General features: G+C 65.3%; 20 protein-coding genes. 15 read left to right on the top strand and 5 right to left on the bottom strand.

The genetic code is table 11. The annotated features are described in order from the left end of the window. Positions 1 to 103: 103 nt before the first annotated feature. The 10 genes from speB (at position 104) to IAQ70_RS04190 (ending at position 13,610) form a co-directional block, all read left to right on the top strand. Positions 104 to 1,168, top strand: a complete 1,065-nt coding sequence (gene speB, locus IAQ70_RS04235) for an agmatinase (protein ID WP_190988057.1) — start codon at positions 104 to 106, stop codon at positions 1,166 to 1,168. A 2-nt stretch (positions 1,169 to 1,170) separates the two neighbouring features. Then, complete coding sequence (locus IAQ70_RS04230) at positions 1,171 to 2,880, top strand: thiamine pyrophosphate-binding protein (protein ID WP_190988106.1); 1,710 nt, start codon at positions 1,171 to 1,173, stop codon at positions 2,878 to 2,880. Between the two features lie 160 nt (positions 2,881 to 3,040). Continuing rightward, entirely contained in the window at positions 3,041 to 3,517 is a 477-nt protein-coding gene (locus IAQ70_RS04225) for a MarR family winged helix-turn-helix transcriptional regulator (protein WP_190988056.1), read from the top strand. A gap of 10 nt (positions 3,518 to 3,527) precedes the next feature. Then, complete coding sequence (locus IAQ70_RS04220; protein ID WP_190988055.1) at positions 3,528 to 5,138, top strand: MFS transporter; 1,611 nt, start codon at positions 3,528 to 3,530, stop codon at positions 5,136 to 5,138. Between the two features lie 166 nt (positions 5,139 to 5,304). Further along, a complete protein-coding gene (locus IAQ70_RS04215) occupies positions 5,305 to 7,038 on the top strand; it encodes an ABC transporter ATP-binding protein (RefSeq protein ID WP_190988105.1) in 1,734 nt (577 codons plus the stop codon). Further along, positions 7,035 to 9,110: an ABC transporter ATP-binding protein gene (locus IAQ70_RS04210; RefSeq protein WP_407682556.1), complete on the top strand. Its 2,076-nt coding sequence runs from the start codon at positions 7,035 to 7,037 to the stop codon at positions 9,108 to 9,110. Before IAQ70_RS04215 ends, IAQ70_RS04210 begins: the two co-directional genes overlap by 4 nt. A gap of 98 nt (positions 9,111 to 9,208) precedes the next feature. Next, positions 9,209 to 9,625, top strand: coding sequence for an acyl-CoA thioesterase (locus tag IAQ70_RS04205; protein ID WP_190988103.1), 417 nt, complete (start codon positions 9,209 to 9,211; stop codon positions 9,623 to 9,625). 109 nt (positions 9,626 to 9,734) lie between these two features. Then, the gene (locus IAQ70_RS04200) at positions 9,735 to 9,974 is read left to right on the top strand and encodes a hypothetical protein (protein ID WP_190988054.1); all 240 of its coding nucleotides are present in this window, start codon (positions 9,735 to 9,737) and stop codon (positions 9,972 to 9,974) included. An 86-nt stretch (positions 9,975 to 10,060) separates the two neighbouring features. After that, complete coding sequence (locus tag IAQ70_RS04195) at positions 10,061 to 12,295, top strand: McrB family protein (RefSeq protein ID WP_190988053.1); 2,235 nt, start codon at positions 10,061 to 10,063, stop codon at positions 12,293 to 12,295. Between the two features lie 49 nt (positions 12,296 to 12,344). Beyond that, positions 12,345 to 13,610: a 5-methylcytosine restriction system specificity protein McrC gene (locus IAQ70_RS04190; RefSeq protein ID WP_190988102.1), complete on the top strand. Its 1,266-nt coding sequence runs from the start codon at positions 12,345 to 12,347 to the stop codon at positions 13,608 to 13,610. Positions 13,611 to 13,635: 25 nt separating this feature from the next. On the opposite strand, the gene IAQ70_RS04185 is transcribed toward IAQ70_RS04190, so the two are convergent. Next, positions 13,636 to 15,291: a sensor histidine kinase gene (locus tag IAQ70_RS04185; RefSeq protein WP_190988052.1), complete on the bottom strand. Its 1,656-nt coding sequence runs from the start codon at positions 15,289 to 15,291 to the stop codon at positions 13,636 to 13,638. Positions 15,292 to 15,391: 100 nt separating this feature from the next. Here IAQ70_RS04185 and IAQ70_RS04180 point away from each other — a divergent pair, with 100 nt between their 5' ends. Continuing rightward, positions 15,392 to 16,150, top strand: a complete 759-nt coding sequence (locus IAQ70_RS04180) for a response regulator transcription factor (RefSeq protein WP_190988051.1) — start codon at positions 15,392 to 15,394, stop codon at positions 16,148 to 16,150. On the opposite strand, the gene IAQ70_RS04175 is transcribed toward IAQ70_RS04180, so the two are convergent. The 3 genes from IAQ70_RS04175 to IAQ70_RS04165 all read right to left on the bottom strand — a co-directional run bounded on the left by IAQ70_RS04175 (position 16,123) and on the right by IAQ70_RS04165 (position 17,640). Further along, positions 16,123 to 16,533, bottom strand: a complete 411-nt coding sequence (locus tag IAQ70_RS04175) for an Hpt domain-containing protein (protein WP_190988050.1) — start codon at positions 16,531 to 16,533, stop codon at positions 16,123 to 16,125. The genes IAQ70_RS04180 and IAQ70_RS04175 overlap by 28 nt on opposite strands. Positions 16,534 to 16,748: 215 nt before the next feature. After that, positions 16,749 to 17,186: a very short patch repair endonuclease gene (locus tag IAQ70_RS04170; protein WP_190988049.1), complete on the bottom strand. Its 438-nt coding sequence runs from the start codon at positions 17,184 to 17,186 to the stop codon at positions 16,749 to 16,751. Positions 17,187 to 17,205: 19 nt separating this feature from the next. Beyond that, on the bottom strand, positions 17,206 to 17,640 hold the full coding sequence (locus IAQ70_RS04165; protein WP_190988048.1) for a pyridoxamine 5'-phosphate oxidase family protein: 435 nt from the start codon (positions 17,638 to 17,640) through the stop codon (positions 17,206 to 17,208). A gap of 240 nt (positions 17,641 to 17,880) precedes the next feature. Here IAQ70_RS04165 and IAQ70_RS04160 point away from each other — a divergent pair, with 240 nt between their 5' ends. The 3 genes from IAQ70_RS04160 to IAQ70_RS04150 all read left to right on the top strand — a co-directional run bounded on the left by IAQ70_RS04160 (position 17,881) and on the right by IAQ70_RS04150 (position 20,638). After that, entirely contained in the window at positions 17,881 to 18,531 is a 651-nt protein-coding gene (locus tag IAQ70_RS04160) for a DUF6318 family protein (protein WP_190988047.1), read from the top strand. 149 nt (positions 18,532 to 18,680) lie between these two features. Further along, entirely contained in the window at positions 18,681 to 19,466 is a 786-nt protein-coding gene (locus tag IAQ70_RS22640; RefSeq protein WP_317983571.1) for a PKD domain-containing protein, read from the top strand. Between the two features lie 101 nt (positions 19,467 to 19,567). Beyond that, on the top strand, positions 19,568 to 20,638 hold the full coding sequence (locus IAQ70_RS04150) for an alkene reductase (protein ID WP_190988046.1): 1,071 nt from the start codon (positions 19,568 to 19,570) through the stop codon (positions 20,636 to 20,638). A 221-nt stretch (positions 20,639 to 20,859) separates the two neighbouring features. On the opposite strand, the gene IAQ70_RS04145 is transcribed toward IAQ70_RS04150, so the two are convergent. Further along, the gene (locus IAQ70_RS04145) at positions 20,860 to 21,156 is read right to left on the bottom strand and encodes a hypothetical protein (protein WP_190988100.1); all 297 of its coding nucleotides are present in this window, start codon (positions 21,154 to 21,156) and stop codon (positions 20,860 to 20,862) included. Positions 21,157 to 21,258: 102 nt separating this feature from the next. Here IAQ70_RS04145 and IAQ70_RS04140 point away from each other — a divergent pair, with 102 nt between their 5' ends. Further along, positions 21,259 to 23,709: a Tex family protein gene (locus tag IAQ70_RS04140; RefSeq protein WP_190988099.1), complete on the top strand. Its 2,451-nt coding sequence runs from the start codon at positions 21,259 to 21,261 to the stop codon at positions 23,707 to 23,709. Positions 23,710 to 23,755: the final 46 nt, after the last annotated feature.

The raw sequence follows: 23,755 nt of genomic DNA, 5'->3' as shown, positions 1-23,755 counted from the left end.
GGCGCGACCCAAGGGCGTTGTAAACAATTGATGCGCATAAGAAAACTTCGGGCTATGATGGCTGTCACACCTGCCGATCAAATCCTCGAAGGAGAGGCTCACCGTGAAAGAGCTGCGCATCGAAGCCAACGGCAACCTTGGCCCCATCGATTCTGCCCGCATCCCGCGTTACGCCGGAGCCGCCACCTACGCCCGCCTGCCGCGCCTGGACCAGGTGGGCAGGGCCGACGTGACGGTGGTGGGCGTGCCCTTCGACTCCGGCGTTTCGTACCGGCCCGGCGCCAGGTTCGGCGCGAACCACGTCCGGGAGGCCAGCCGCCTGCTCCGCCCGTACAACCCGGCCTGGGACGTCAGCCCGTTCGAAAACATCCAGGTGGCCGACGCCGGGGATATGGCCGTCAACCCGTTCAACATCAACGAGGCCATCGAAACCATCCAGCAGAACGCCCTGGATCTCACGGTCACCGGCAGCAAGCTGGTGACCCTCGGCGGTGACCACACCATCGCGCTGCCCCTGCTCCGGGCGGCGGCCGAGCGTGCCGGCGGCCCCGTCGCCATGCTGCACTTTGACGCGCACCTGGACACCTGGGACACCTATTTTGGGGCCGAGTACACCCACGGCACCCCGTTCCGCCGGGCGGTTGAGGAAGGCATCCTGGACACCGAGGCCATCAGCCACATCGGCACCCGCGGTCCGCTCTACGGCAAGAAGGACCTCGACGACGACCACCGCTTCGGGTTCGGCATTGTCACCTCCGCCGACGTCTACTACCAGGGCGTCCTGGAGACAGTCGCCAAGGTCCGCGACCGCATCGGCAACCGCCCGCTGTACATCTCCGTGGACATCGACGTCCTGGATCCCGCCCACGCGCCCGGCACCGGAACCCCGGAAGCCGGCGGCATCACCAGCCGCGAACTCCTGGAAATCATCCGGGGCTTCCGCGGCATGAACCTGGTAGGCGCGGACATTGTTGAAGTGGCTCCGGCCTATGACCACGCGGAGATCACCGGCGTGGCGGCCAGCCACGTGGCCTATGAACTGGTCACGCTGATGGCGGACAATGCAGTGGAAGGCGACCGCTTCGGTACAGCAACCGGCTACGCCGCCCAGGCGCTTGGCCAACAGGTACGCCAGCCCGCCGGCTTCGCCGCCACCAAGGAGGCATGAGAATGATCGATTTCGATCCAGGCACAGCAGCCCCTACGAAGGGAACCAGCCAGCGCAACGGCGGGGACCTCGTCGTCGAGACCCTTGAAGCGCTCGGCGCCAAGACGGTCTTCGGCATCCCGGGTCAGCACGCGCTGGGCCTGTTCGACGCCATGGGCCGCGGCAACCTGCATTTTGTGTCCTCCCGGGTGGAGAACAACAGCGCCTTCGCGGCTGACGGCTACGCCCGAGCCACAGGGGAGGTGGGTGTGCTGTTCCTGTCCACCGGGCCGGGCGCGCTCACATCCCTCGCGGGGCTGCAGGAGGCCTACGCAACCGGCGTGCCCATGGTGGTGGTGGCCAGCCAGATCCCCCTCGAGGGTTTGGGCGCCCGGCGCAAGGGCATGCTGCACCAGCTCGATGACCAGAAGGCCTCGGCTGCAAACGTCACCAAGAGCCAGCGCCTGATCCAGCACGCATCCGGCATCCCGTCGGCCATCCAGGATGCCTGGACTGAGGCCATCTCCTCGCCGCAGGGTCCGGTGTGGCTGGAAATCCCGCAGAACGTGCTGCTGGATCCCATCATGGTCCCGCCGGTGGAGGACGCGCTCGCCGGGGCGGCGGACAACCCGCCGCGCGTGGAACTGATCCGGGAGGCGGTGAGGTGGTTGTCGACGGCGGAACGTCCCGCCATCATCGCCGGCGGCGGTACGCGCCGTGGCCGGGCCGAGAAGTCCCTGCTCTCGATTGCCGAGAAGCTCCGTGCGCCGGTGATCTGCACCCCCGGCGGCAACGGCGCGTTCCCCTGGAACCACGAGCTGTCGATGCAGTCCTGGATCGAGGACCGGTACATGACCGACGTCCTGGAGGATGCGGACGTCCTGATCGTGGTCGGCTCCTCCCTGGGCGAGGTCACCTCCAATTACTTCACCTTCGAGCCCCGCGGCCGGATCATCCAGATCGACGCCGAACCGCGGGTGCTCGAGTCCAACCGCCCGGGCCTCGGCATCCGTGCTGACGCCGGCCAGGGGCTCGCCGCACTCGACGAAGCCCTGACGGCTTCGGTCGAAGAAGGCGCCGCCGAAACTACCCGCAGCTGGCACGGCGTCACCCCCGAGGTGCTGGTCAAGGAATCCCTCGCCAAGGTCAAGGCCCGGCTGGAATCACAGGACCTGGCGAGGGAACTGAAGTTCATGGCCGACATCCGCGAGGCAGTCCCGGCGGACATGCAGACCTTCTGGGACATGACCATCGCCGCGTACTGGGGCTGGAGCTGCTGGGACGCCCGGGAGGGCCAGTTCCACTCAGCCCAAGGCGCCGGCGGCCTTGGCTACGGCTTCCCGGCAGCCATCGGCGGCGCCGTCGGCCTGGAAACAGTCGGCAGGCCCGGCCGGGTACTCGCCGTCTCCGGGGATGGATCGGCCATGTACTCCATCTCCGAACTCGCCACCGCCAAACAGCACAACATCCCTGTCACCTGGCTCATTGTGGACGACGGCGGCTACGGCATCCTGCGCGAATACATGGTCGGCGCCTTCGGCAAGGCAACCGCCACCGAACTCGCCCGCCCGGACTTCGTCAAGCTCGCCGAAGCGTTCGGCATACCGGCCACGCGCGTCGCCCCGGAGGGCGTGGGGGACGCGCTCAAGGCGGGCTTCGCGGCAGACGGGCCGAACGTCGTCGTCGTCGAAACCCTCCTGAAAATGTTCGCTCCCACCCATCTGGACGGTTAGCCCGGGCGCACACCCAAAAATGCGCTCCGCCGTAGCGCGGCACAACCCGTGAGGCCCCCTGTCCGGAAGGACCGGGGGCCTCACGCATCTCTTTAGTTTCCCAAAGCAACCATTTAGCTATATAGTTGCTTGAGGCAAACAACTGAGGAGAGTATTCATCATGGCAGTCTCGCCGGACACCGCAGCGGATCTGGTCTACCGCATTTTCGACCTTCAACGCGTGGTCCGCTGCGTGGCTGCGGCCAGCTTCAGCGGGCAGGACACCGGTGTGGCGCTGCAGGGCGTGCTCAGGTTTGTGGGGGAGGGCGAGTCCCGTGCCACCCACCTCGCGGAGCGCCTCGGCGTATCGGCTCCCGTCCTCAGCCGCCATATCGCGGACCTCGAGGAGCAGGGCTACGTCATCCGCCGGCAGGATCCTGCCGACGGGCGTGCCCAGCTGGTTGCCCTGTCACCGGCCGGCACGGCGAAGCTCCGGCAGATCGAGGAGCACCGCACGGCCACCCTGCAGGGCTACCTCAGTGACTGGAGCCAGGGGGACGCCGAAGACACGGCCCGGGTCCTGACCCGGCTCTCCGATTCCCTCAAACAATCAGCCCGGGCAACGGCGGCCGGACCCATCACCATCCCCGCACTCTAGGAGCACTGAGATGTCCAGCCAACCACCCGCCGCACCACCCTTGGCGATGACCCACCGCCAGATCATGGAAGCCCTCACCGGTCTCCTGGCGGCGTTTTTCACCGCCATCCTCAGCAGCACCATCGTGGCGAACGCCCTGCCCACCATCATGTCCGACCTGCACGGCACGCAGACCGACTTCGCCTGGGTCATCACCGCCGCGCTGCTGGCCAACGCCGTCACCACCCCCATCTGGGGCAAGCTGGCCGACCTCTTCAACAAGAAGATCCTGGTCCAGCTGAGCATCGTTATCTTCGTGGCCGGTTCGGTGATGGCCGGACTCTCTGAGACGATCCCGCTGCTGCTCACTGCACGCGTCATCCAGGGCGTGGCCATGGGCGGACTTACCGCACTGGCGCAGGCCATCATCGGCACCATGATCCCGCCCCGTGACCGCGGCAAGTACTCCGGCTACATGGGCGGCGTGATGGCTGTCGGAACTGCCGGCGGCCCGCTGCTCGGCGGATTCATCGTGGACAGCCCGCTGGGCTGGCGCTGGACCTTCTTCGTCTGCGTGCCGCTTGCCGTCGTCGCCCTCATCCTGCTCCAAGTCACGCTGAAGATCCAGCACGTCAGGCGCCCCGCCAAGATCGACTGGCTCGGCTCCATCCTGCTGACCTCCGGCGTCAGCCTGCTCCTGATCTGGGTTTCCTTCGCCGGCAACCCGGCCTACTACGACTGGGTTTCCTGGCAGTCGGCCGCCATGGTGGGCGGCGGCGTGGTGCTGCTCGCCCTGCTGGTGCTCGTGGAATCCAAGGTGGAGCAGCCCATCATTCCGCTGAAGATCATCTCCGAACGCACCACGGCGCTGGCCATCCTCGCCTCCGTGGCGGTGGGCATCGCGATGTTCGGTTCCACCACCTTCCTGGGCCAGTACTTCCAGGTAGCCCGCGGCGCCACCCCCACCGAGGCCGGGCTCCTGACCCTTCCCATGATCGCCGGGAACCTGACGGGCTCGGTTGTCTCCGGCCTGCTGATCAGCCGCACCGGCAAGTGGAAGGGCTACCTGATCGGCGGCTCCATACTGCTGATCGGCGGCCTGGGACTCGCCGGCACCATGGACCACACCACCGAGCTCTGGCAGGCCGGGATCTTCACGGCCATCCTCGGCGTCGGCCTGGGCATGCTGATGCAGAACCTGGTGCTGGCCGTCCAGAACACCGTCCGCGCTTCGGACATCGGCACGGCCAGCGCGTCCGTGGCATTCTTCCGCTCAGTGGGCGGGGCGATCGGCGTCGCGGTGCTTGGTGCCGTGCTCAGCAACCGCGTCACCCAGCTCGCCACGCAGGGCCTGGCCGCGGCCGGCATCCCTGTGACCGGCGGTTCGGCCGGGGCCTCCATGGACCTTGTTGACCTGCCCGCACCCGTCCGCGAGATCATGCGCGCCGCTTATGGCGACGCCACCGCCGAGGTTTTCCTGATCGCAGCCGGAGTGGCCGTGGTGGCCCTGATCTCGGTCCTGTTCATCAAGGAACGGCCGCTGCGGCGCACCGTGGACATCCAGCCGGACACCCGGCCGGATTCGCAGCCGGACGCAGACGCTGAACGCGCGACGCCGGAACTCACCAACGCGGCGCACTGATCCGCGATGGACTGATCACCTTCGGCGTACCCCCTAGGGATGATTTTGGCCGGGCGTATTTCGCCCGGGCAACGGATTTCGTAGAGTAGGTAGGCTAAGAATGTCAGCCTCTGCTGCTACTACTTATCTCACCATTTCGCGCTCTCTCCCTTAAGGACCCGTGGGCATGCTCCTGACCCTGATACGGCGCTATTCCAAGCCGTATACGCCGTACATCGTGGCCGTTATTTTCTTCCAGCTGGCGTCCACCATCGCAGCGCTCTACCTGCCCAGCCTCAACGCCCAGATCATCGATGAAGGCGTTTCCCGCGGTGACACCGACTTCATATGGCGGACCGGAGCCGTGATGCTCCTCGTGGCACTGGTCCAGGTGGGCGCGGCCATCGCCGGGGTCTACTTCGGCTCCAAGACGGCCATGGCCGTGGGGCGCGACCTCCGCCGCGGGGTGTTCCGCAAGGTCACCAGTTTCTCCGCGAAGGACGTGAACACGTTCGGCGCCCCCACCCTCATCACCCGCGGCACGAACGACGTCCAGCAGGTTCAGATGCTGGTGCTGATGGGCCTGAACTTCATGGTGGCTACCCCCATCATGTGCGTCGGCGGCATTATCATGGCGCTCCGCGAGGACCTCAGCCTGTCCTGGCTGGTCTGGGTGTCCGTGCCCGTGCTGGTTGTGGTGGTGGGCTACCTGGTGGTCCGGCTGATGCCGCTCTTCCGCGCCATGCAGAAGAAGATCGACCGCATCAACGCCGTCCTGCGGGAGCAGATCATCGGCATCAGGGTGGTCCGTGCCTTTGTCCGCGAACCCTACGAGACCGATCGGTTTGGTGTCGCCAACAAGGACCTGACCGACGTTTCCCTGAAGATCGGGGCCCTGTTTGTCCTGATGTTCCCGGCCATCGGCATGATCCTGCACCTTTCCACGGCCGCCGTGCTGTGGTTTGGCGGCCAGCGTGTGGATTCCGGCGACATGCAGGTGGGCTCCCTGACCGCGTTCCTGCAGTACCTGCTGCAAATCCTGATGGCCGTCATGATGGGCACGTTTATGGCCATGATGATCCCGCGCGCCTCGGTCTGCGCGGACCGCATCGGTGAAGTGCTCGACGTCGAACCCTCCATCCACGATCCGGAACGTCCCGAAACACCCGCCACCCTCGCAGGCGTCGTGGAGTACCGGAACGTCAGCTTTGCCTACCCCGGCGCCGAGTCGCCGGTGCTGAGCAACATCAGCTTCACCGCCAAGCCGGGGGAGACCGTGGCCATCATCGGTTCCACCGGTGCAGGCAAGACCTCGCTGCTGTCCCTGCTGCCGCGCCTATACGACATTGCCGAGGGCGAGGTCCTGCTGGACGGCGTCTCCGTCAGCAACCTGGACCGGGCCGAGATCACCAAACGCGTTGCCCTGGTCCCGCAGCGCCCCTACCTTTTCTCGGGCACCATCGAGCACAACCTGCGCTTTGGCAAGACCGAAGCCACGGACCAGGAACTGTGGGACGCGCTGCACATCGCCCAAGGCGAGGACTTCGTCCGGGAGAAGAAAAACGGCCTGAACTCCCGCATCGCGCAGGGCGGCACCAACGTCTCCGGCGGCCAGCGGCAGCGGCTGTGCATTGCCCGCGCCCTGGTCACCAAGCCCAAGGTGTACCTCTTTGATGACTCCTTCTCGGCACTGGACGTGGCCACCGATGCACGGCTCCGCGCCGCGCTGAAGCGGACCACGGCCGATGCCACGGTGATCATCGTGGCCCAGCGGATCTCCACCATCACCGAGGCGGACCAGATCCTGGTCCTGGACAACGGCCGGATCGTTGACCGCGGAACGCACGAGGAACTCCTGGAAACCTCGCCCACCTACCAGGAAATTGTTGAATCCCAGCTGAGCGTGGAGGAAATGGCATGAGCGCCGCCAAGAAAGACTCGACACAGGCCGGGAAACAGGGCGCGGAGGTAAGCCCGGGCACCGCGGCAACGCCGGAGGAGGCCCTGGAGGACGACGAGTTCTTCGAGGAGGAATTCAAGCCCTCCGAGGCCGACGGCGACATGTTCGGCGGAATGCCTGCCAAAAAGGCAGAACACTTCTGGCCGTCAGCCAAGCGCCTGATGGGGCTCCTAAAGCCTGAAGCCATGGGCATCTACGCTGTGGTGGGCCTGGTTGTGGTCTCGGTGGTTTTGAACGTCATCGCCCCGAAGATCCTGGGCCAGGCCATGGACGTGATCTTCGGCGGCGTGGTGGGCAAACAACTGCCCGCCGGGGCGAGCAAAGAACAGTTCGTTGAAGGGCTGCGGCAGCAGGGCCAGGAAAACTTCGCGGACATGGTGTCCCGGATGGAGCTTGTTCCCGGCACCGGGATCAACTTCCAGAAACTGTCCGTCCTGATCGCCATCGTGCTGCTCATGTACTTCGTGGCCAACATCTTCCTCTGGCTGCAGGGCTACGTGCTGAACCGCATCGTCATGAAGGTGATCCGCAGGCTCCGCGACGACACCGAAAAGAAGCTGAACCGGCTTCCGCTGAACTACTTCGACACCCGCCAGCGCGGCGACGTGCTCTCCCGCGTGACGAACGACGTCGATAACGTCCAGCAGGCGCTGCAGCAGGCCTTCGCGCAGCTGATCAGCTCGGTCCTGACGGTTATCGGCATTGTCATCATGATGTTCATCGTGTCCTGGCAGCTCGCCCTGATCGCGCTGATTGCACTTCCGCTTTCGGGTGTGGCGGCCGGACTCATTGGCTCGCGCAGCCAGAAGCTCTTCGCCGCCCAGTGGAAGAACACGGGTGAGCTGAACGGCCAGATCGAGGAATCCTTCTCCGGGCACGATCTGGTGCGGGTCTTCGGCCGTGACGCTGACATGCTGGAGCGCTTCGAAGAACGGAACGAGGCGCTTTACAAGGCCAGCTTCGGAGCCCAGTTCGTCTCCGGCATGATCTTCCCGGTCATGCAGTTCGTCTCCTACCTCAGCTATGTGGGCATCGCCGTGGTGGGCGGGCTCCGGGTGGCGTCGGGCTCGATGTCGTTGGGCGACGCCACCGCGTTCATCCAGTACTCGCGCGAGTTCACCCAGCCGCTGGGGCAGATGGCCGGCATGGCCAACATGCTGCAGTCCGGCGTGGCCTCCTCCGAGCGGGTCTTCGAATTCCTCGACGCCGACGAACAGGACCCCGAGACCGCCACCGAGCACCTGCCGGCCAAAACCGACGGCCACGTGGAGTTCCAGGACGTCACGTTCAGCTACACCGAGGACAAGCCCCTGATCGAAAACCTGTCCTTCACGGCCGAGCCCGGGCACACCGTGGCGATCGTCGGCCCCACCGGCGCGGGCAAGACCACCCTGGTCAACCTGGTGATGCGCTTCTACGAGCTCAACTCCGGGTCCATCACCCTGGACGGCGTGGACGTCACCAAGCTGAGCCGCTCCGAGCTGCGGTCCAAGGTGGGCATGGTGCTCCAGGATGCCTGGCTGTTCGGCGGATCCATCTACGACAACATCCGCTACGGCAACCTGGACGCCACCGAGGAACAGGTCATGGCGGCGGCGAAGGCCACCTTCGTGGACCGCTTTGTGCGCGCCCTGCCGGATGGCTACGACACTGTCATCGACGAGGAAGGCAACAACGTCAGCGCCGGTGAGAAGCAACTCATCACCATTGCCCGCGCGTTTGTGGCCAACCCGTCCCTGCTCATCCTGGATGAGGCCACCAGTTCCGTGGACACGCGCACCGAACTGCTCGTCCAGAAAGCCATGGCGGCGCTGCGGACCGACCGCACCAGCTTTGTGATCGCCCACCGCCTTTCCACCATCCGGGATGCTGACACCATCCTGGTGATGGAGAACGGCAAGATCGTGGAGCAGGGCAACCACAAGACACTGCTGGCAGCCCAAGGCGCGTACTACCGCCTGTACATGTCGCAGTTCGCCGGTTCCGACGTTGAAGAAACGGCTGTGGACGATTCGACGGCGGTACACAGCTGAGCGCGCAGGGAACCGGCCTGGAGCGGGCTGGTTCAGGGGGGACGGCGGCTGTGGCTCCAAGCAGCGCCGGGCCCCGGCGCATCGAGGTCCTGGTGCCCATGCGCTGGGGCGACATGGACGCGTACGGGCACATCAACAACGTCCAGATTGTGCGGATGATGGAGGAAGCCCGGATTGCTGCGTTCGGGCCGCCCCGGGGCACCGGCATGCCCGGCATCGAGCCCGAAGTTGCACTCTTTAACGAGGTCCCCGAGGGAACACTCGCGCTCGTGGTGGACCACAAGATCCGGTACGTCAAGACCCTCGAATACCGTAATGTCCCGGCCGTGGTCCAGGTGTGGATCGGGGCCGTGAAGGGCGCCAGCTTCGACATTCACTACGTGGTGCAGGACCCGGTGACCCGCGAGGACTGCGTCCGGGCCAGCAGCCACCTCGCGTTTGTGGACGAGGCCTCCGGGCGCGTCCTGCGTCTGACACCCGAGCAGAAGGAACGGATGGCGCCGTTCACCTTTTGAGCAGCGCACAAGCTGTCCCCTTCCAAACCCGACACCCGAAAACCGGCACCCGTTGCACGGACGCACTGCACACCCGAAACTGTGTATATCCACCTAAGGAGCGTTGACCATGGCCAAGAAAACCAAGAAGACCTGGAAAGAAATGTCACCGGCGGCACGGGCGGGATTCGTGGTCGTGGGGATAGCGCAGGTTTCACTGATGATCGCCGCCCAGCGGGATATCAGCAAGCGCCCGGCAGCCCAAATCAACGGGCCAAAGGCGGCATGGCGGGCGGCGGCCCTCATCAATTTCATCGGACCGATGGGATACTTCATCCTTGGGCGCAAGCGGCCCGGGGCCGGCGCATAGGACGCCCCGTCAACATCAGCCGGGCAAGATCCGCGGGAACCGGGCCTAGGAGCAGGCACCCAGCTTGAGCCTGTAAATTTGAACATATGACCCCGCCTCCCAAGCCTGCAATGCACCGCGCCCTCGGCGTCTCCAAGGAGATCGAGGAGGCTGCGTGGTTTGTGCTCGGTCCGGGCCTGCAGGGCAAGCCCTCGGCCCTGGACGGCAACACCCTGACCTGGACGGCCGACGCCGCGGCAGAGCTGCTGGAACGCCTGGAACGGGGAGTGGCGGACGCCAGGGCGCCCATGATGACCAACCTCCGGCAAAACCTTGAGGGAGCCTCCCGCGAGGCGAAACAGCTCGCCGTGGAACTGCTCTTCCTGCAGTCGCTGCCCTTGGCCCACGAGGTGAAGTCGCTGAAGGTCAAGCGCGCCCGCGTGGCGGAAGCAGCGTCCTGGCTGGAGCCTGCGCTGGAGCTGCCCGAGGAACTGTACAAGGGCATGACGGACCACGGCGTGATCAGGGACCGCACCGCCGAATTCAACTGGACCATCTGGGACCATCTGAAGTGGCTCGGCCGCTTCGTGCAGCACGTGGACCAGCAGGTTCCGGCGGCCATCAACAAGGCGCTGAAGGATCCGCTGAAGTTCCATGAGCTGGCTGCCGGCGTTCCCGAAGACCAGCCTGCCATCCGGCGCAGCATCGAGTACCTTGCATGGCCCAGCTACTTTGAACCGGTCGTGGCCGACGTTGAACGCCGGGAAATCCGTGATGCCTTCGCTTCCCTGGTGGGCGGAGCCAACGGCGACTCGGACGAAGACATCACCGCCGACGTCCACCGCATCCGCCTGCACCTGGACGAACAGGCCGGGCAGCGCATTGACTGGTACGCCCGCCAGCTGGTGAGTCAATGGCGCAAGGTCGGCGACCCGGGCCGCCGCGCCTGGCTGCTGCGCACCCACAGCGACAACGCCGAGCTCCTCACCTCCTGGCACGAGGAGGAAAAGGTGACGCTCGACGTCGAACACCTCCGCCACCTCAACCCCGGCGTGACTGCCGGGCTGGTCCAGCACGCGGTGGACGAGGACTACAAGCACCTGGGCTACGTGGAGCGGGAGGACACCAAGACGGCCGTCTTCGCGTTCCTGACGGTTATGAAACCCGGCGACCTTGTCCTGTACCAGAACTCGGGCACGGTGCGGCTCGGCGTGGTGCTCGGCGAACCCGAGCACAATGAGGACAACCGCCAGATGCGGCGGAAGGTCCGGTGGCTCGACGACGAAGGGCACGCCACCGCAGAACTTCCCCGCCACGTGCAGCGCCAGCTGGCCACTGCGGGGATCATCGTGGACGTCACCAAGGTGGTGCAGGCGCTGCAGGCGCTCGTGCCCGGCGAGGCGGAGCCGGACGACGACGACCCCGCCACAGCCGCCGTCGAAGTCGTCCCTGTGCCGGAGGGCTTCCGCCCGCTGGACCGCGCCTTCGCGGATTCGCTCCACATGGACCTCGAGCCGCTGCAGGAGATCGCGGAACTCCTGGAGGAGAACCGCCAGCTGGTTCTTTACGGTCCGCCGGGAACCGGCAAAACCTACCTGGCCAAGCACCTCGCCGCGGAGCTCGCGCAGGACAGCACGGACGAACGGGTGAAGCTGGTGCAGTTCCACCCGTCATACGCGTATGAGGACTTTTTCGAAGGCTACCGGCCGGACAAAACGGATGAGGGCCAGGTGTCGTTCAAGCTTGTGGCGGGCCCGCTGCGCCGGCTGGCCGAGGAAGCCGCGAAGCCTGGGAACGAGAAGAAACCCTATTTCCTGATCATCGACGAGATGAACCGCGCCAACCTGGCCAAAGTCTTCGGTGAGCTGTACTTCCTGCTCGAGTACCGCGACGACAGGATCTACCTGCAGTACAGCCCCAACGAGCCGTTCACCCTGCCGGACAACCTGTACATCATCGGCACCATGAACACCGCAGACCGGTCCATCGCCATGATGGATGCCGCCATCCGCCGCCGGTTCGCCTTCATCGAGCTGCACCCGCAGACCGAACCGGTCAAGGGCTCGCTGCTGCGCTTCCTGCAGGCACGGCAGCTCGACACCACCCCGGCGCTGCTGCTTGATGCGCTGAACGCGGCTATTGACGAGTGGGACCGGGACCTGATGATCGGCCCGTCGTACTTCATGAAGCCGGCCGCGCAGACCCCTGCCGGGCTACGCCGGATCTGGAAGTACGAGCTGATGCCGCTGCTGGAAGAGCACTACCACGGCCAGCTGACCCGGGCGCAGCTGGAGGAGCGGTTCGGGCTGGAGCCGCTGCTGGGACGCCTTGCGGCCGGCTAAGCGGCTCCCGAGTGGGTCTGTGCCGGCCAAGCGGCTGCCGGCCATTCCGCTGCCCGCTAAGCCTGCGCAGGCGCCGGCGCACGGCGGCCCCGCGAAGGGGAGCAAGCACCTGGTCCTGGACGAGCTGTCCGGCGGCGTTGTGGAGCGGCTCGACGCAGCCAGTGCCGCGTTCCTGAACTCGAGCGGGCTGGCTAAGGCGTCCCCGATGGGCATGGGCCTTTACCGGATCGAGCCGGTGGGCAGGGTGGGGTCGGTCCGCACGGCCACCATGCAGCTGGATGTCCGGCCCAAGGACCGGCTGGGCCTGAGCCGGCTGCTTTTCCTGCTCAGCTACGCCGGAAACCAGGGCTTCCGGGCCGATTCCGTGTCCGCCGTCGAGGACCGCGAACTGTGGAGTGCACTGGCGGAGTCGCTGGCACAGTTGGCGGAGCGTGCGCTGGGCCGCGGGGTGCTGCAGGGCTACCTGACCGTGGATGAGTCCCTCCGCACGGTCAAGGGACGCATCAGGATTTCAGACCAGATTTCCCGCCGCCCTGGCATGCTGGTGCCGCTGGAGGTGTCGTACGACGAGTTCACCGAGGACATTGCCGAAAACCGGATCCTGCGCGCGGCTTTGGAGCGGATGGGCCAGGTCCCCCGGGTCCGGCCTGAGGTCCTGAGCCGCTTGCGCCAGCTCAAGGGAAAGCTCGACGCCGTCACCCGCCTTCCGGCCGGCGCTCCGTTGCCGCCGTGGACACCGAGCAGGATGAATGCCCGCTACCACTCTGTGCTGCGACTCGCCGGGCTGATCCTCCGGAACGCGTCCGCCGAAGCCGGCGAGGGCAAGCAGCAGACGGCGTCGTTCGTGGTGGACATGGCGAAGGTGTTTGAGGACTTCGTGGGCGCGGCGCTCCGCGAGGCCATGGCGGTTTATCCGGGGGAGACGCGGCTGCGGTACAACGCGCTCCTCAGCGAGGCCGTCCACGATGCTGACAGGCTCTCGGTCAGCCCGGATGCCGTGCATTTGCTGGACGGGCGCCCCGTGGTGGTCTACAACGCCAAGTACAAAGCCGCCGCGGATCTCGGCGCGTCCCTGACCGTCGACCACTATCAGATGCTGGCCCACTGCACCGCCCTGGGCGTGCCGACGGCCTGGCTCGTGTACGCGGGTGCCGGCGAGATGAAGCTGCGGCGGATCCTCAACACTGATATTGACATCGTGGAGTGTCCGCTGGACCTGTCGCTGCCGCCGTCGGGCATCCTTGCCGCGGTGGCGGAGCTGGCACGGCAGTCCTGGGGCGAGGTAGTACGCAACTCGTCCCTGAACGGCGGCTAGCCCCGCCGGGGCCCATGGGCGCGGCTCAGACCGGCACGCGGAACGTAAACGTTGTGCCCTGACCCAGCTTGCTTTCCACCTCGATGGTGCCGCCGTGGGCCTCCACGATGGCCTTGCTGATCGGTAGCCCCAGCCCCACCCCGGGGATGGCCGTGCGGCGCACGCTGCTGGTGCGGAAGAACTTGGCGAACACTTCGGCTTGGTCCCCGGTGCTCATGCCCATCCCGGTATCGCTGACGCGGCAGGCCACCTGGCCGTCTTCCTGCGCCAAGGACACCACCACGTTCCCGCCGTCGGGCGAGTACTTGATGGCGTTCGAGACGAGATTGTCCAGCACCTGGGAGATCCGGGGGCCATCCACGTGGGCATCCAGCCGGGCTGGTGCGTCTGCTTTGAGTACCACCCGGGCGGCGTCAGCCCTGGGCATGGCGGCGGAGACGCTGGCACGCACCAGTTCGGCCACGTCCACAGCGTGCGGCGTCACGATCAGTTGGCCGTTCCTGGTGGCGAGAAGATCCGACACCAGGGTCAGCAGGCGCTCTGAATTGCGCCTGATGATGGTCAGCGGTTCCAGCTGGTCATCGCGGGGTTCGTCCTCCAGCAGGATTTCCACGTAGCCCAGGATGGACGTCAGGGGTGTCCGGAACTCGTGGGACACGCTGGAGACGAATTCGTCCTTGGCGGCCAGCGCATTCACCAGGTCGGTCACGTCGCTGAACACAACGACCGAGCCGGCGAACTGGCCGTCCGCATCTTTCATGGCACGGGCGCTGGTGGTGATTGCCCGCTGCGACTTCCCCTCTCCCAGCCAGACGAGGTAGTCGGTGAAGGTCTCGCCCAGGACAGCCCTGCGCACCGGTCGCTCCCCCGGGGGCACAGATGTGGTGCGGTCCGCGGCGAAGACCAGCAGCTGCGTCTCGTTCGGGTCCTCGATGTCTGTGGGGCGTGCCAGTTCGTGGTTGGCGCGCTGTTTCCGGTTCATCAGGATGTCGTGGCCCTCTGCGTCCACGGCCAGGACGCCGATGTTCACGGTTTCCAGGACGGAGTTGAGCAGGGCCTCCTGCTGTTTGGTGCCACGGAGGCTGGCCTGGAGTTGCTCGTCCTTTTCCTCAAGGGTCCGCTGCTGGCGCATCATGCTCAAGGTCAGGACGCTGACGGATACGCCGATGCCAAGCATCATGACGGGCAGGAGTAAGGACTTGGCCAGGCTGGGACCGGAGAGATCCCCGTGGATGAACAGCGGAACCCAGATGATGGCCAGCGGTGCAAGAAAGGACAGCCACAGCGAAGCCCGTGGAAAGTAGCCCGAAGCGCAAAGCCAGATGACGGGGAAGACAGACAGCAGGCTGATGCCGGTCAGGCTCTCCTGTCCGCCCTCGCGGCCCACCCCGATTGAGACGAAGTCCAGGAGGGGGATGACCAGGAAGCTGGTGTATGGGAGCCGGTCCCATGGCACCAGGAAACACAGCGCCATGATGGCCAACTGGGAGACGAGGAACGTGACGAACAGCGGGTTGTCCATGGTCCCTGGAAAGAACGCCCACATGAGGAACGCCGTCAGGAGTGTGGTGATGAACAGTGGCGTTTGGCTCAGGACCACCCTGTCCGTCAGCCGGTATTCGTGGAAAGGGCGACGAAAGAACCGCAGCCGCCCCGTCGCCCACGCTACCGGCTCAGTCATGTACGGCGGCCAGAAGTGTGGGGGTTGTGAGACGCATACCAACAGGGTATCGGCAGCGGGCTATACTTCTCACGTTGTCAAGCTGGCTGAGGGGGCTGGGATGAATGAAGCACGAGTGGGTCTGGTCATCGAGGATGACCAGGATATCCGGGAACTGGTCCGCGCGGTCTTGACCCAGGCTGGGTTTGACGTGAGCGTTGCCGCCAGCGGAACTGAAGGTGTTTTGGCGGCAAGATCGCTGAATCCTGATGTCATCACCCTCGATCTGGGATTGCCGGATATCGACGGATTTGAGGTCTCCCGCCAGATCCGTGAATTCTCTGACGCGTACATCGTGATGCTTACGGCACGGGCCGAAGAGCTGGACACCTTGATCGGTCTTGAGTCCGGGGCTGATGACTACCTCACCAAGCCGTTCCGCCCCCGTGAGCTCCGGGCGCGGATTGCGGCGATGATGCGCAGGCCCCGCTCGGGTCCTGACCAGGTGGAGGATGCCCCGGCGCTTGAGCAGCCGGGCGACCCCGGAACCGGGCATTACACCCACAACGGCCTCGACCTGACGTATGCCTCACGGTCCGTCACCGTGGACGGCGAGGAGCTCAACCTGACACGGACGGAGTTTGAACTGCTCTACGCCCTGCTCGAGGCGGGACGGACTGTCCGGACCAAATCTGATTTGGTGCGTCGCCTCCGTGACGAGGATTACGACGTCGGAAGCTACATCAGTGAGGCAGACGAGCGGTCCGTTGAGGTCCACATGGGCAATCTCCGTAAGAAGCTCGGCGATTCACCACAGCGTCCGCGCTGGCTGCAGACGGTCCGCGGCGTCGGCTACCGCCTGGCGCCGGCGGAGCGCTGAGACTCCAGACGGTTTAGCGTCTGGCGGCAGCACACGTTGATGGGCCGGAGGTAGTCGGCGGCCAGCTGCGGCAGCGCGACGGAGGGCTCCTTGCGGGGTGAGCCCTCGCGGATGGAGCGTTCAAGGTCTATGGCCAGCCCGGCCAGCCTTTCTGCGCCCACCATCTGGCTTGACGTTTTGAGGCTGAGGACAGCGTCCACGGCTCCGGGCAGGTCGCCTGTGGTCAGCGCCAGGCGAAGCTTGCCGATCCGGACGGGCAAATAGTCAATGAAATTGCCCACAAAAACGGTGCAGTAGCCCTCGTCCTCAGCGAGTTCAACGCGGAGGCGGTCAAGGACGGAGGGATCCACCAAGGGGCGCCCGGCATCGTCGGAGGGAGCCATTTCTTTCCTTTCCGCGGGTGTCGCCCACTCCAGAAAGCTGGGGTGGAGGCGTGGGTCGTTATTGCATCTTCAGCGTAAATCGCTTCTTTGCCCGGCGGCCTTCCGGGATCAAGAAGTGGGGGTTTTTTGTGGAGAGTGCGGGTTTGCCGTAGGAGTTCATTTTTGCCGTTGCCGATCAAGTCGGGCGTGGGCAAACACTCAAGAATGGCTCAAGTTCAGGCGGACGGTGCCTGTGCGCCGAGAAACGCCACCAGCTGGGCTTCGAGGGCGGAGCCGTCCTTCAGCTCGCACTCCCAGACCGTGAGTACTTCCCAGCCGGAGGCTTCCAACTGGCGGCGCTGCTGGTCGTCGCGCTCCCGGGTCCGGGACCGCTTGGCTTCCCAGAAGGCGGCGTTCGCCTTGGGGGCGTGCTGCCCCGCCCGGCAGTCGTGGAAGTGCCAGAAGCAGCCGTTGACGAAGATGACTTTGCGCCGGCCCGCGAAGACCAGGTCCGGGTTTCCGGGCAGGCGGACGCTGCCGGACTTGCCGTGCAGGCGGTACCGGTATCCCCTGGCATGCAGAAGGCGGCGCACCAGCAGCTCCGGCTTGGTGTTCTTGCCCCGAATGCGGGACATGTTCCAGCTCCGCTGCTCGGGCGTCAGCCTGTCCGACATGGTTCCAGTCTCGGAGCTCCTAGATTTCCCGCTCCGGATGTTCGCCCAGCTCGAAATGGCGACCGCTGACGGAGGTGGGCACAACCTCCACGTAGAAATCCTTGAGGGTGGGCACCCAGGTCTTCAGGCCCAGCTCTTCGACGGCAGCGAGCTCCGCTGAGTTACTCAAGACCCGCGCCGTGCCCCTGAGCACCACCGACCAGGCTTCATCCGAGAGGATGCCATCTGCTTCCAGCAGCACACTCGAGTTGATGGTGAGCTGGGCCAGCTTGTTCCCCGGCGCCGTGCGGAGGTAAATCTTCCGGCCCGAAGCGAGGTAGTTGACAGGGAAGATGTCCGGTTCGCCGGCAACGGAGACCACCAGCCGGCCGTGCCGGGTGGCTTCCAGGAGTTTCCAGGACTGCTCGTCGTCGAGTTCCAGGACGGGCTGGCCGTCGGCGTGCGTGTACATCATAGAGGCCATTGTTCTACGTTCAGTAGAAGAATTCTAGGGCTCAGCGTGGGAAATTCCGTTCTGACCACCCTCTCGCCCCTGAGGCCAGCCGGGGGCTGTGAGTTCTTCTGGGTCCCGCGCGGCCGTAGAAGCATGGCTTGGTGGCTGTGGATAACTTTGATCGCTCCGATGTGACCTGGGCTACCCTTAGATCATTGTTCGGAGCGAGGCGTCTTGAAACTATCGGGGGATTAGCAGCCCATGACATCGCATAACTTCTTTAGTCCCAAGCATCCGCGTGCCGCCCTTGTCGTGACGGTGGCGGCGGTGGCCTTGGCGCTCTCCGGCTGTAACACCGGTGGCGGGCCCGGCGCAACGGACACCACCTCGCCCGCGGTATCTCAAACGCCAAGCGCCACTCCCACGCCAACCCCGACTGCCACTCCGGCCTACGTGCCGGCGTCCGCCAGCGGCCGTGCCCAGAACGTGCCGGTGCCGGTCCTTCCGGAGGTGGCGAAGACGGAGACGAAGGAGGGGCTGGAGGCGTTCGTTGCTTACTGGTACGCGACCCTAAGCTACGCCTACGAGACCGGGGACACTCAAAAGTTAGGCGAGTTAAGCGGACCGAGTTGTGTCTTTTGTGCGGGGCTGAAAGAAGGTGTGACGGCCGCATGGAGCGACGGCCGCTGGATATCGGGAGGGAAGATCGAGACGCCTGCGGTATCCGCTGAAGTCGTATCCGGTAAGCCGTCATACGCTACAGTTCAGGTCCTCCAAGAGGCAGTTGAAATCAGAAAGCCCGACGGAAGTCTCTACCAAGATCCCACCAAGGCCACGAATACCGGAAGCCGCACGGATGCGACTTTTGGCGCATCGGGTTGGATTATGTCTGATTTGGGCCTAATCAGGTAACCATGGACGCCAAGACTGGTCGCATAGCAACCCTATGTATGTCCTTGCTCCTTATTGCAATTTTCCCCACAAATGCGAGCGCTGAGGAGCCGCCCATCGTCATTGGATATGAAGACAAAGGGCTTGCGGTGGGCGCGGACAATTGGATCGTGGACGCAATCACTGGTGAGCTCAGGCCTGGTTCCGCGGACCAGACGCCGTCAGATCCGAACAACTACAAGTACGAGCTCCAATGCCACCTAGGCGGGGGTGACTTCGACTCAGTCTGCCTTCGGAGGCAGATCGAGTGCACGAACGGTCCGGACGGCCAAGAAGGTATACCGGTCATCTGGTATTCCATGCCCAGAGGCGTTCCCGGCGCTGTGTGGTCTATCCATTCCGGCCCCACCTGTCTCTACGATGCCCAGCCTGAAGACCTCCTGCCGCGAATCGCGGCCGATATCCAGCGGCAGTTCGAGAGCCTACCGATAAACGCCGGCACTCTCGTCGCGCAGCCGAGTCCGCACACGCTCCGTGGCGCTGAAACGAACTTTTATGCAGACGCACAGGAGCAGCAGTTCGACGTGACGATGTTCGGGCAGAAAGTTCATGTCGTTGCCACGCCGGTCCAGTACACCTGGAACTACGGCGACGGCACCGTGTTCGGCCCCCAGCCTTCGATGGGCGGCCCGTTGCCGCAGGAGCGCTGGGGCGAGAAGACGCGGACCAGCCACGTGTATGCGCAAACAGGCGACTTCCAAGTGGTCCTCACCACTTCATTCCAGGGCACCTACTCCGTGAACGATGGACCGCCGCTGCCCATCCCCGGCCAGGGCCAGTTCAGCGCGCCCTCGCAAGCCGTCAGCGTCTGGCGTTCCATCACCCGAAACTACGCCGACGACTGCAACGTGAACCCCCGGGGGCAGGGCTGCCCCGGCGTACCGTCATCGCAGTAGCCACTCCCGCAGCCCGGTGTGACGGTCCTCTCGGCCGGAATAGATGCAGTCGCTACCCAGTTGGGCACAGCAGAACTAATTCACTGCGAAAGGAACTGCCTGTGCTGTTTTCCCCGTTGACTCTTGGTGAGCTCGAACTGTCCAACCGCCTGGTGATGGCGCCCCTGACCCGTCTTCGCGCGGGCCAGGAAGGTATTCCCGGTCCGTTGCTCGTGGAGCATTACCGTCAGCGCGCGTCCCTCGGCCTCATCGTCAGCGAGGGCACCTATCCGAGTCCGGCCGGCCGTTCCTACGCGGGCCAGCCCGGACTTGTCACCGACCAGCAGATCGCCGGCTGGAAAAAAGTGACCGACGCCGTTCATGCCGAAGGCGGCCGGATGTTCGCCCAGGTGATGCACGGCGGGCGGGTGTCCCACGAGGACATCACCGGTGGCCACACCATTGTGGCTCCGAGCGCCGTGGCCATCGACGGCGAAGTCCGCACCCCGTCTGGCAAGAAGCCATTCCCGGTGCCGCATGCCTTGACCGGTGACGAGCTGCCCGTGGTGATGCAGGAAATCGTGACGGCCTCCCTCAATGCCATCGACGCCGGCTTCGACGGCGTGGAGCTGCACTCAGCCAACGGCTACCTCCTCCACGAATTCCTCGCGCCAAGCTCCAACGTCCGCACGGACAGCTACGGCGGGTCGCCGGAAAACCGCGCCCGCTTCGTGATCGAGACGGTCAACGCGGTGGCGGCGGCAGTGGGCGCCCAGCGCGTCGGCATCCGCATCTCACCCGAGCACAATGTCCAAGGCGCCATTGAAGCAGACGCTGCAGATGTCCGCGCCACCTACGAGGTTCTGGTGGACAGCATCGCACCGCTGAATCTCGCCTACCTCAGCGTCCTCCACCGTGAGCCCACCAGTGAGTTGGTGCAGGATCTCCGGGCGCGCTTCAACGGCACGTTCCTCGTGAACTCGGGCTTCGGCACCGTGACCACCCGCGAGGAAGCGGCCGCTCTGGTGGCCGACGGCCACGCTGATGCTGTGGTGGTGGGCCGCCCCGCCATCGCCAACCCGGACCTCGCACGTCGGTGGAAGGAAAACCTTCCTTTGAACGAACCGGACCCCTCCACGTTCTACGCAGACAGCTCGGTGGGCTACACGGATTACCCTGTGCACTCGGGCTAGCGGCAAATGAGTGGTCATGACCACTGAATTAACGACGACGGCGGCACCCACCATTGGGTGCCGCCGTCGTTGGCTGCTCGGTGTGCTGTCCCGGGCGCCCGCGCCAAAAAGCCATCCGACGGCTTGTTGGCTCTTTTTGGAGAAAAGTCTGCCCGCTCAGGCTCGCAAAATCTGAGCGGTACGGCCAGAATACTCCAGCGAATAGACTATTTCTAGGGTCCTTACATAAACGCTTCCCGGCCGGTTCCTTCACGCATCACAAGTTTGTCGTCCTGGATGGATACGAGCAGGCTTTTTGGCTTCCCGCTGACTTTGGCAATGGCCTTCAGGCCGCGGTTGGTGACCTCCACGCCGACCTGTGCACCTTTGGCCGGCAGTTCAACTGATGTTTCGAACGCTTCGCCGATGAGCGGGTTGGTTGATACGCCAATATCGCGACGGACCTCCTTGCCGTTGACCATGACGGTGATGTTGGCCTCGTCGAATCCATCCTGAAAGACGATGAGCAGTTCCCGCATGGTGGCCTCTTCCTCGAGAGTAATTCCCTGTGACTGCATATCCACTACAGCACTTCGCGGCCCGCAGTGGAATACCCGGCCAGCGGCGTCCCCCGGCCCCGGATGGAGGCGGCCGGGCCCGTAGGGCAAAATGTTGTGGTGACCACCCAACTTCCGCATGCCCCGTCCGCACCCGCGTCCGCCCACACCTCGGACAGCGCCATCCACGCCCAGATCGCTGCTGAGCTCGGCGTGAAGACCTGGCAGGTGAAAGCCGCCGTGGAACTGCTCGACGGCGGGTCCACCGTCCCGTTCGTCGCCCGCTACCGCAAGGAAGCCACCGGGACGCTCGATGACACCCAGCTCCGTGAGCTCGACGAGCGCCTGCGCTACCTCCGCGAACTCGAGGACCGCCGTCGTACTGTCCTGGAGGCGATCGCCGCGCAGGGCCAGCTGACCGCGCAGCTGCAGACTGCGATCATGGCCGCGGACACCAAGTCCCGGCTGGAGGACATCTACCTTCCGTTCAAGTCGAAGCGGCGCACCAAGGCGCAGATCGCCCGCGAAGCCGGCCTTGAGCCGCTCGCCGACGCGCTGCTCAAGCGGCCCGACCTGGACCCCGAACGCGAGGCAGCCAGGTATCTGAACGCCGACCACTCCATCGGCGACGCCGCAACAGCGCTGGCCGGTGCGCGTTCCATCCTCGTGGAACGCGCGGCACAGGACCCGGACCTTGCCGCGAACCTGCGCGAGCGGCTCTGGAGCCAGGGGCGGATGGTGTCGCGGGTGAAGAAGGGCAAGGAGTCCGAAGGGCAGAAGTTCGCCGACTACTTTGAGTTCACCCAGGTTCCGTCGGGGATGCCCTCGCATCGCGTCCTCGCCCTGCTGCGTGGCGAGAAGGACGGCGTCCTGGAACTGGATCTCGCCGAAGCTGATCCGAATAACGATGCCGCCCTCGCCGCTGCCCGTGCGCGCTATGAGGCTGCGGTGGCGAGGTGTCTCGGAGTGGCAGACCGCGGCCGTCCCGCTGACGCCTGGTTGATGCAGACCGCGGAGATTGCCTGGCGCTCGCGGGTGCTCGCCAGGCTGACCTCCGATCTTCGCGGCCGCATGTTCACCGCCGCCGAGGACGAGGCGGTTAGGGTGTTTGCCGCCAACCTGCGCGACGTCCTGCTGGCGGCGCCCGCAGGCAACCGCGCCACACTGGGCCTGGACCCGGGGCTGCGGACCGGCGTGAAGGTGGCCGTTGTGGACGGCACCGGCAAAGTCGTGGCCACGGACACGGTGTACCCGCACGCGCCGGCCCGGAAATGGGACGAGGCGCTCGCCACCTTGGCGGCCCTGGCGCGGAAACACGACGTTGAGCTGGTGGCCATTGGCAACGGCACAGCGTCCCGCGAGACCGACAAGCTTGCCGCGGAACTGATCAAGCTGCTGCCTGCCGCGGACAAGAAACCCCGGAAACTCGTGGTTTCCGAGGCAGGGGCGTCGGTGTATTCGGCATCGGCCCTGGCCGCCGCAGAGCTTCCCGGCATGGATGTCTCCCTACGCGGGGCAGTTTCCATCGCGCGGCGGCTGCAGGACCCGCTCGCCGAACTGGTGAAGATTGATCCCAAATCCATCGGCGTTGGCCAGTACCAGCACGACGTCACGGCGTCGAAGCTGGACCGCAGCCTGGACGCCGTGGTGGAAGACTGTGTGAACGCGGTGGGCGTGGACGTGAACACTGCTTCGCCCGCGCTCCTGAGCCGCGTGGCCGGCGTCGGGCCGTTGCTGAGCGAGAACATTGTGGCGTACCGGAACGAACACGGGCCGTTCGCCAAGCGCAGTGAACTGAAGAAGGTGCCCCGGCTGGGGGCCAAGGCGTTCGAGCAATGCGCCGGCTTCCTGCGGATCACCGGGGGAGCGGAACCGCTGGACGCTTCGAGCGTGCACCCCGAGGCGTACGCGGTGGCCCGGAAGATCCTGGTTGCGGCCGGTTCGGCCCCGGCGTCGTCCCTGGACCCGCGGGCCTTCGTTGACGGGACATTTGGCCTGCCCACCGTCCAGGACATCCTGGCCGAGCTGGACAAGCCGGGACGCGACCCGCGCCCTGCCTTTGCCGCGGCGACGTTCTCGGAAGGCATCGAAAAGATCTCCGACCTCAAGCCGGGCATGGTGCTCGAAGGGACGGTGACCAACGTCGCCGCGTTCGGTGCGTTTGTTGATGTGGGAGTGCACCAGGACGGCCTGGTGCACGTGTCCGCGCTGGCCAACCGGTTCGTCTCGGACCCGCGCGAGGTGGTCAAGTCGGGGCAGGTTGTGCGCGTAAAAGTGCTGGAGGCCGATCCGGAGCGGAAGCGGATTTCCCTGACGCTAAGGCTCGACGACGAGCCGTCGCCTTCAGGCGGGCGCCCGACCGCTGGGCGGCCCGAGGCCCGCCGTCAGGAACGGGTCAATGCCGGAGCCAATGCGTCCGGACGGCCCGCTGCGCCGAAGAAAACACCGAAGGCAACGCCGACCGCAGCGCCAAAAGCGGCGCCGCTGAACACGGCTATGGCTGAGGCGTTGCGCAAGGCCGGCCTGGGAAAGTAGTTCCTTTCGGGCCGCCCTGCGTTTGGCTGGAACCAATGCCCGGCTT

The sequence above is a fragment of the Pseudarthrobacter sulfonivorans genome (assembly GCF_014712225.1).
GTDB classification, from domain to species: domain Bacteria; phylum Actinomycetota; class Actinomycetes; order Actinomycetales; family Micrococcaceae; genus Arthrobacter; species Arthrobacter sulfonivorans.
This window is presented reverse-complemented; position numbering and strand designations above follow the sequence as displayed.

Bases quoted from the DNA above. Each gene is read 5' to 3' on its own strand.
- IAQ70_RS04200 (WP_190988054.1), top strand. From the start codon at position 9,735: ATGGCCAAGAAAACCAAGAAGACCTGGAAAGAAATGTCACCGGCGGCA.
- IAQ70_RS04230 (WP_190988106.1), top strand. From the start codon at position 1,171: ATGATCGATTTCGATCCAGGCACAGCAGCCCCTACGAAGGGAACCAGC.
- IAQ70_RS04195 (WP_190988053.1), top strand. From the start codon at position 10,061: ATGACCCCGCCTCCCAAGCCTGCAATGCACCGCGCCCTCGGCGTCTCC.
- IAQ70_RS04165 (WP_190988048.1), bottom strand. From the start codon at position 17,640: ATGATGTACACGCACGCCGACGGCCAGCCCGTCCTGGAACTCGACGAC.
- IAQ70_RS04160 (WP_190988047.1), top strand. From the start codon at position 17,881: ATGACATCGCATAACTTCTTTAGTCCCAAGCATCCGCGTGCCGCCCTT.
- IAQ70_RS04205 (WP_190988103.1), top strand. From the start codon at position 9,209: ATGCGCTGGGGCGACATGGACGCGTACGGGCACATCAACAACGTCCAG.
- IAQ70_RS04225 (WP_190988056.1), top strand. From the start codon at position 3,041: ATGGCAGTCTCGCCGGACACCGCAGCGGATCTGGTCTACCGCATTTTC.
- IAQ70_RS04145 (WP_190988100.1), bottom strand. From the start codon at position 21,156: ATGCGGGAACTGCTCATCGTCTTTCAGGATGGATTCGACGAGGCCAAC.
- IAQ70_RS04220 (WP_190988055.1), top strand. From the start codon at position 3,528: ATGTCCAGCCAACCACCCGCCGCACCACCCTTGGCGATGACCCACCGC.
- IAQ70_RS04185 (WP_190988052.1), bottom strand. From the start codon at position 15,291: ATGACTGAGCCGGTAGCGTGGGCGACGGGGCGGCTGCGGTTCTTTCGT.
- IAQ70_RS04175 (WP_190988050.1), bottom strand. From the start codon at position 16,533: ATGGCTCCCTCCGACGATGCCGGGCGCCCCTTGGTGGATCCCTCCGTC.
- IAQ70_RS04210 (WP_407682556.1), top strand. From the start codon at position 7,035: ATGAGCGCCGCCAAGAAAGACTCGACACAGGCCGGGAAACAGGGCGCG.
- IAQ70_RS04170 (WP_190988049.1), bottom strand. From the start codon at position 17,186: ATGTCGGACAGGCTGACGCCCGAGCAGCGGAGCTGGAACATGTCCCGC.
- IAQ70_RS04180 (WP_190988051.1), top strand. From the start codon at position 15,392: ATGAATGAAGCACGAGTGGGTCTGGTCATCGAGGATGACCAGGATATC.
- IAQ70_RS04140 (WP_190988099.1), top strand. From the start codon at position 21,259: ATGGAGGCGGCCGGGCCCGTAGGGCAAAATGTTGTGGTGACCACCCAA.
- IAQ70_RS04215 (WP_190988105.1), top strand. From the start codon at position 5,305: ATGCTCCTGACCCTGATACGGCGCTATTCCAAGCCGTATACGCCGTAC.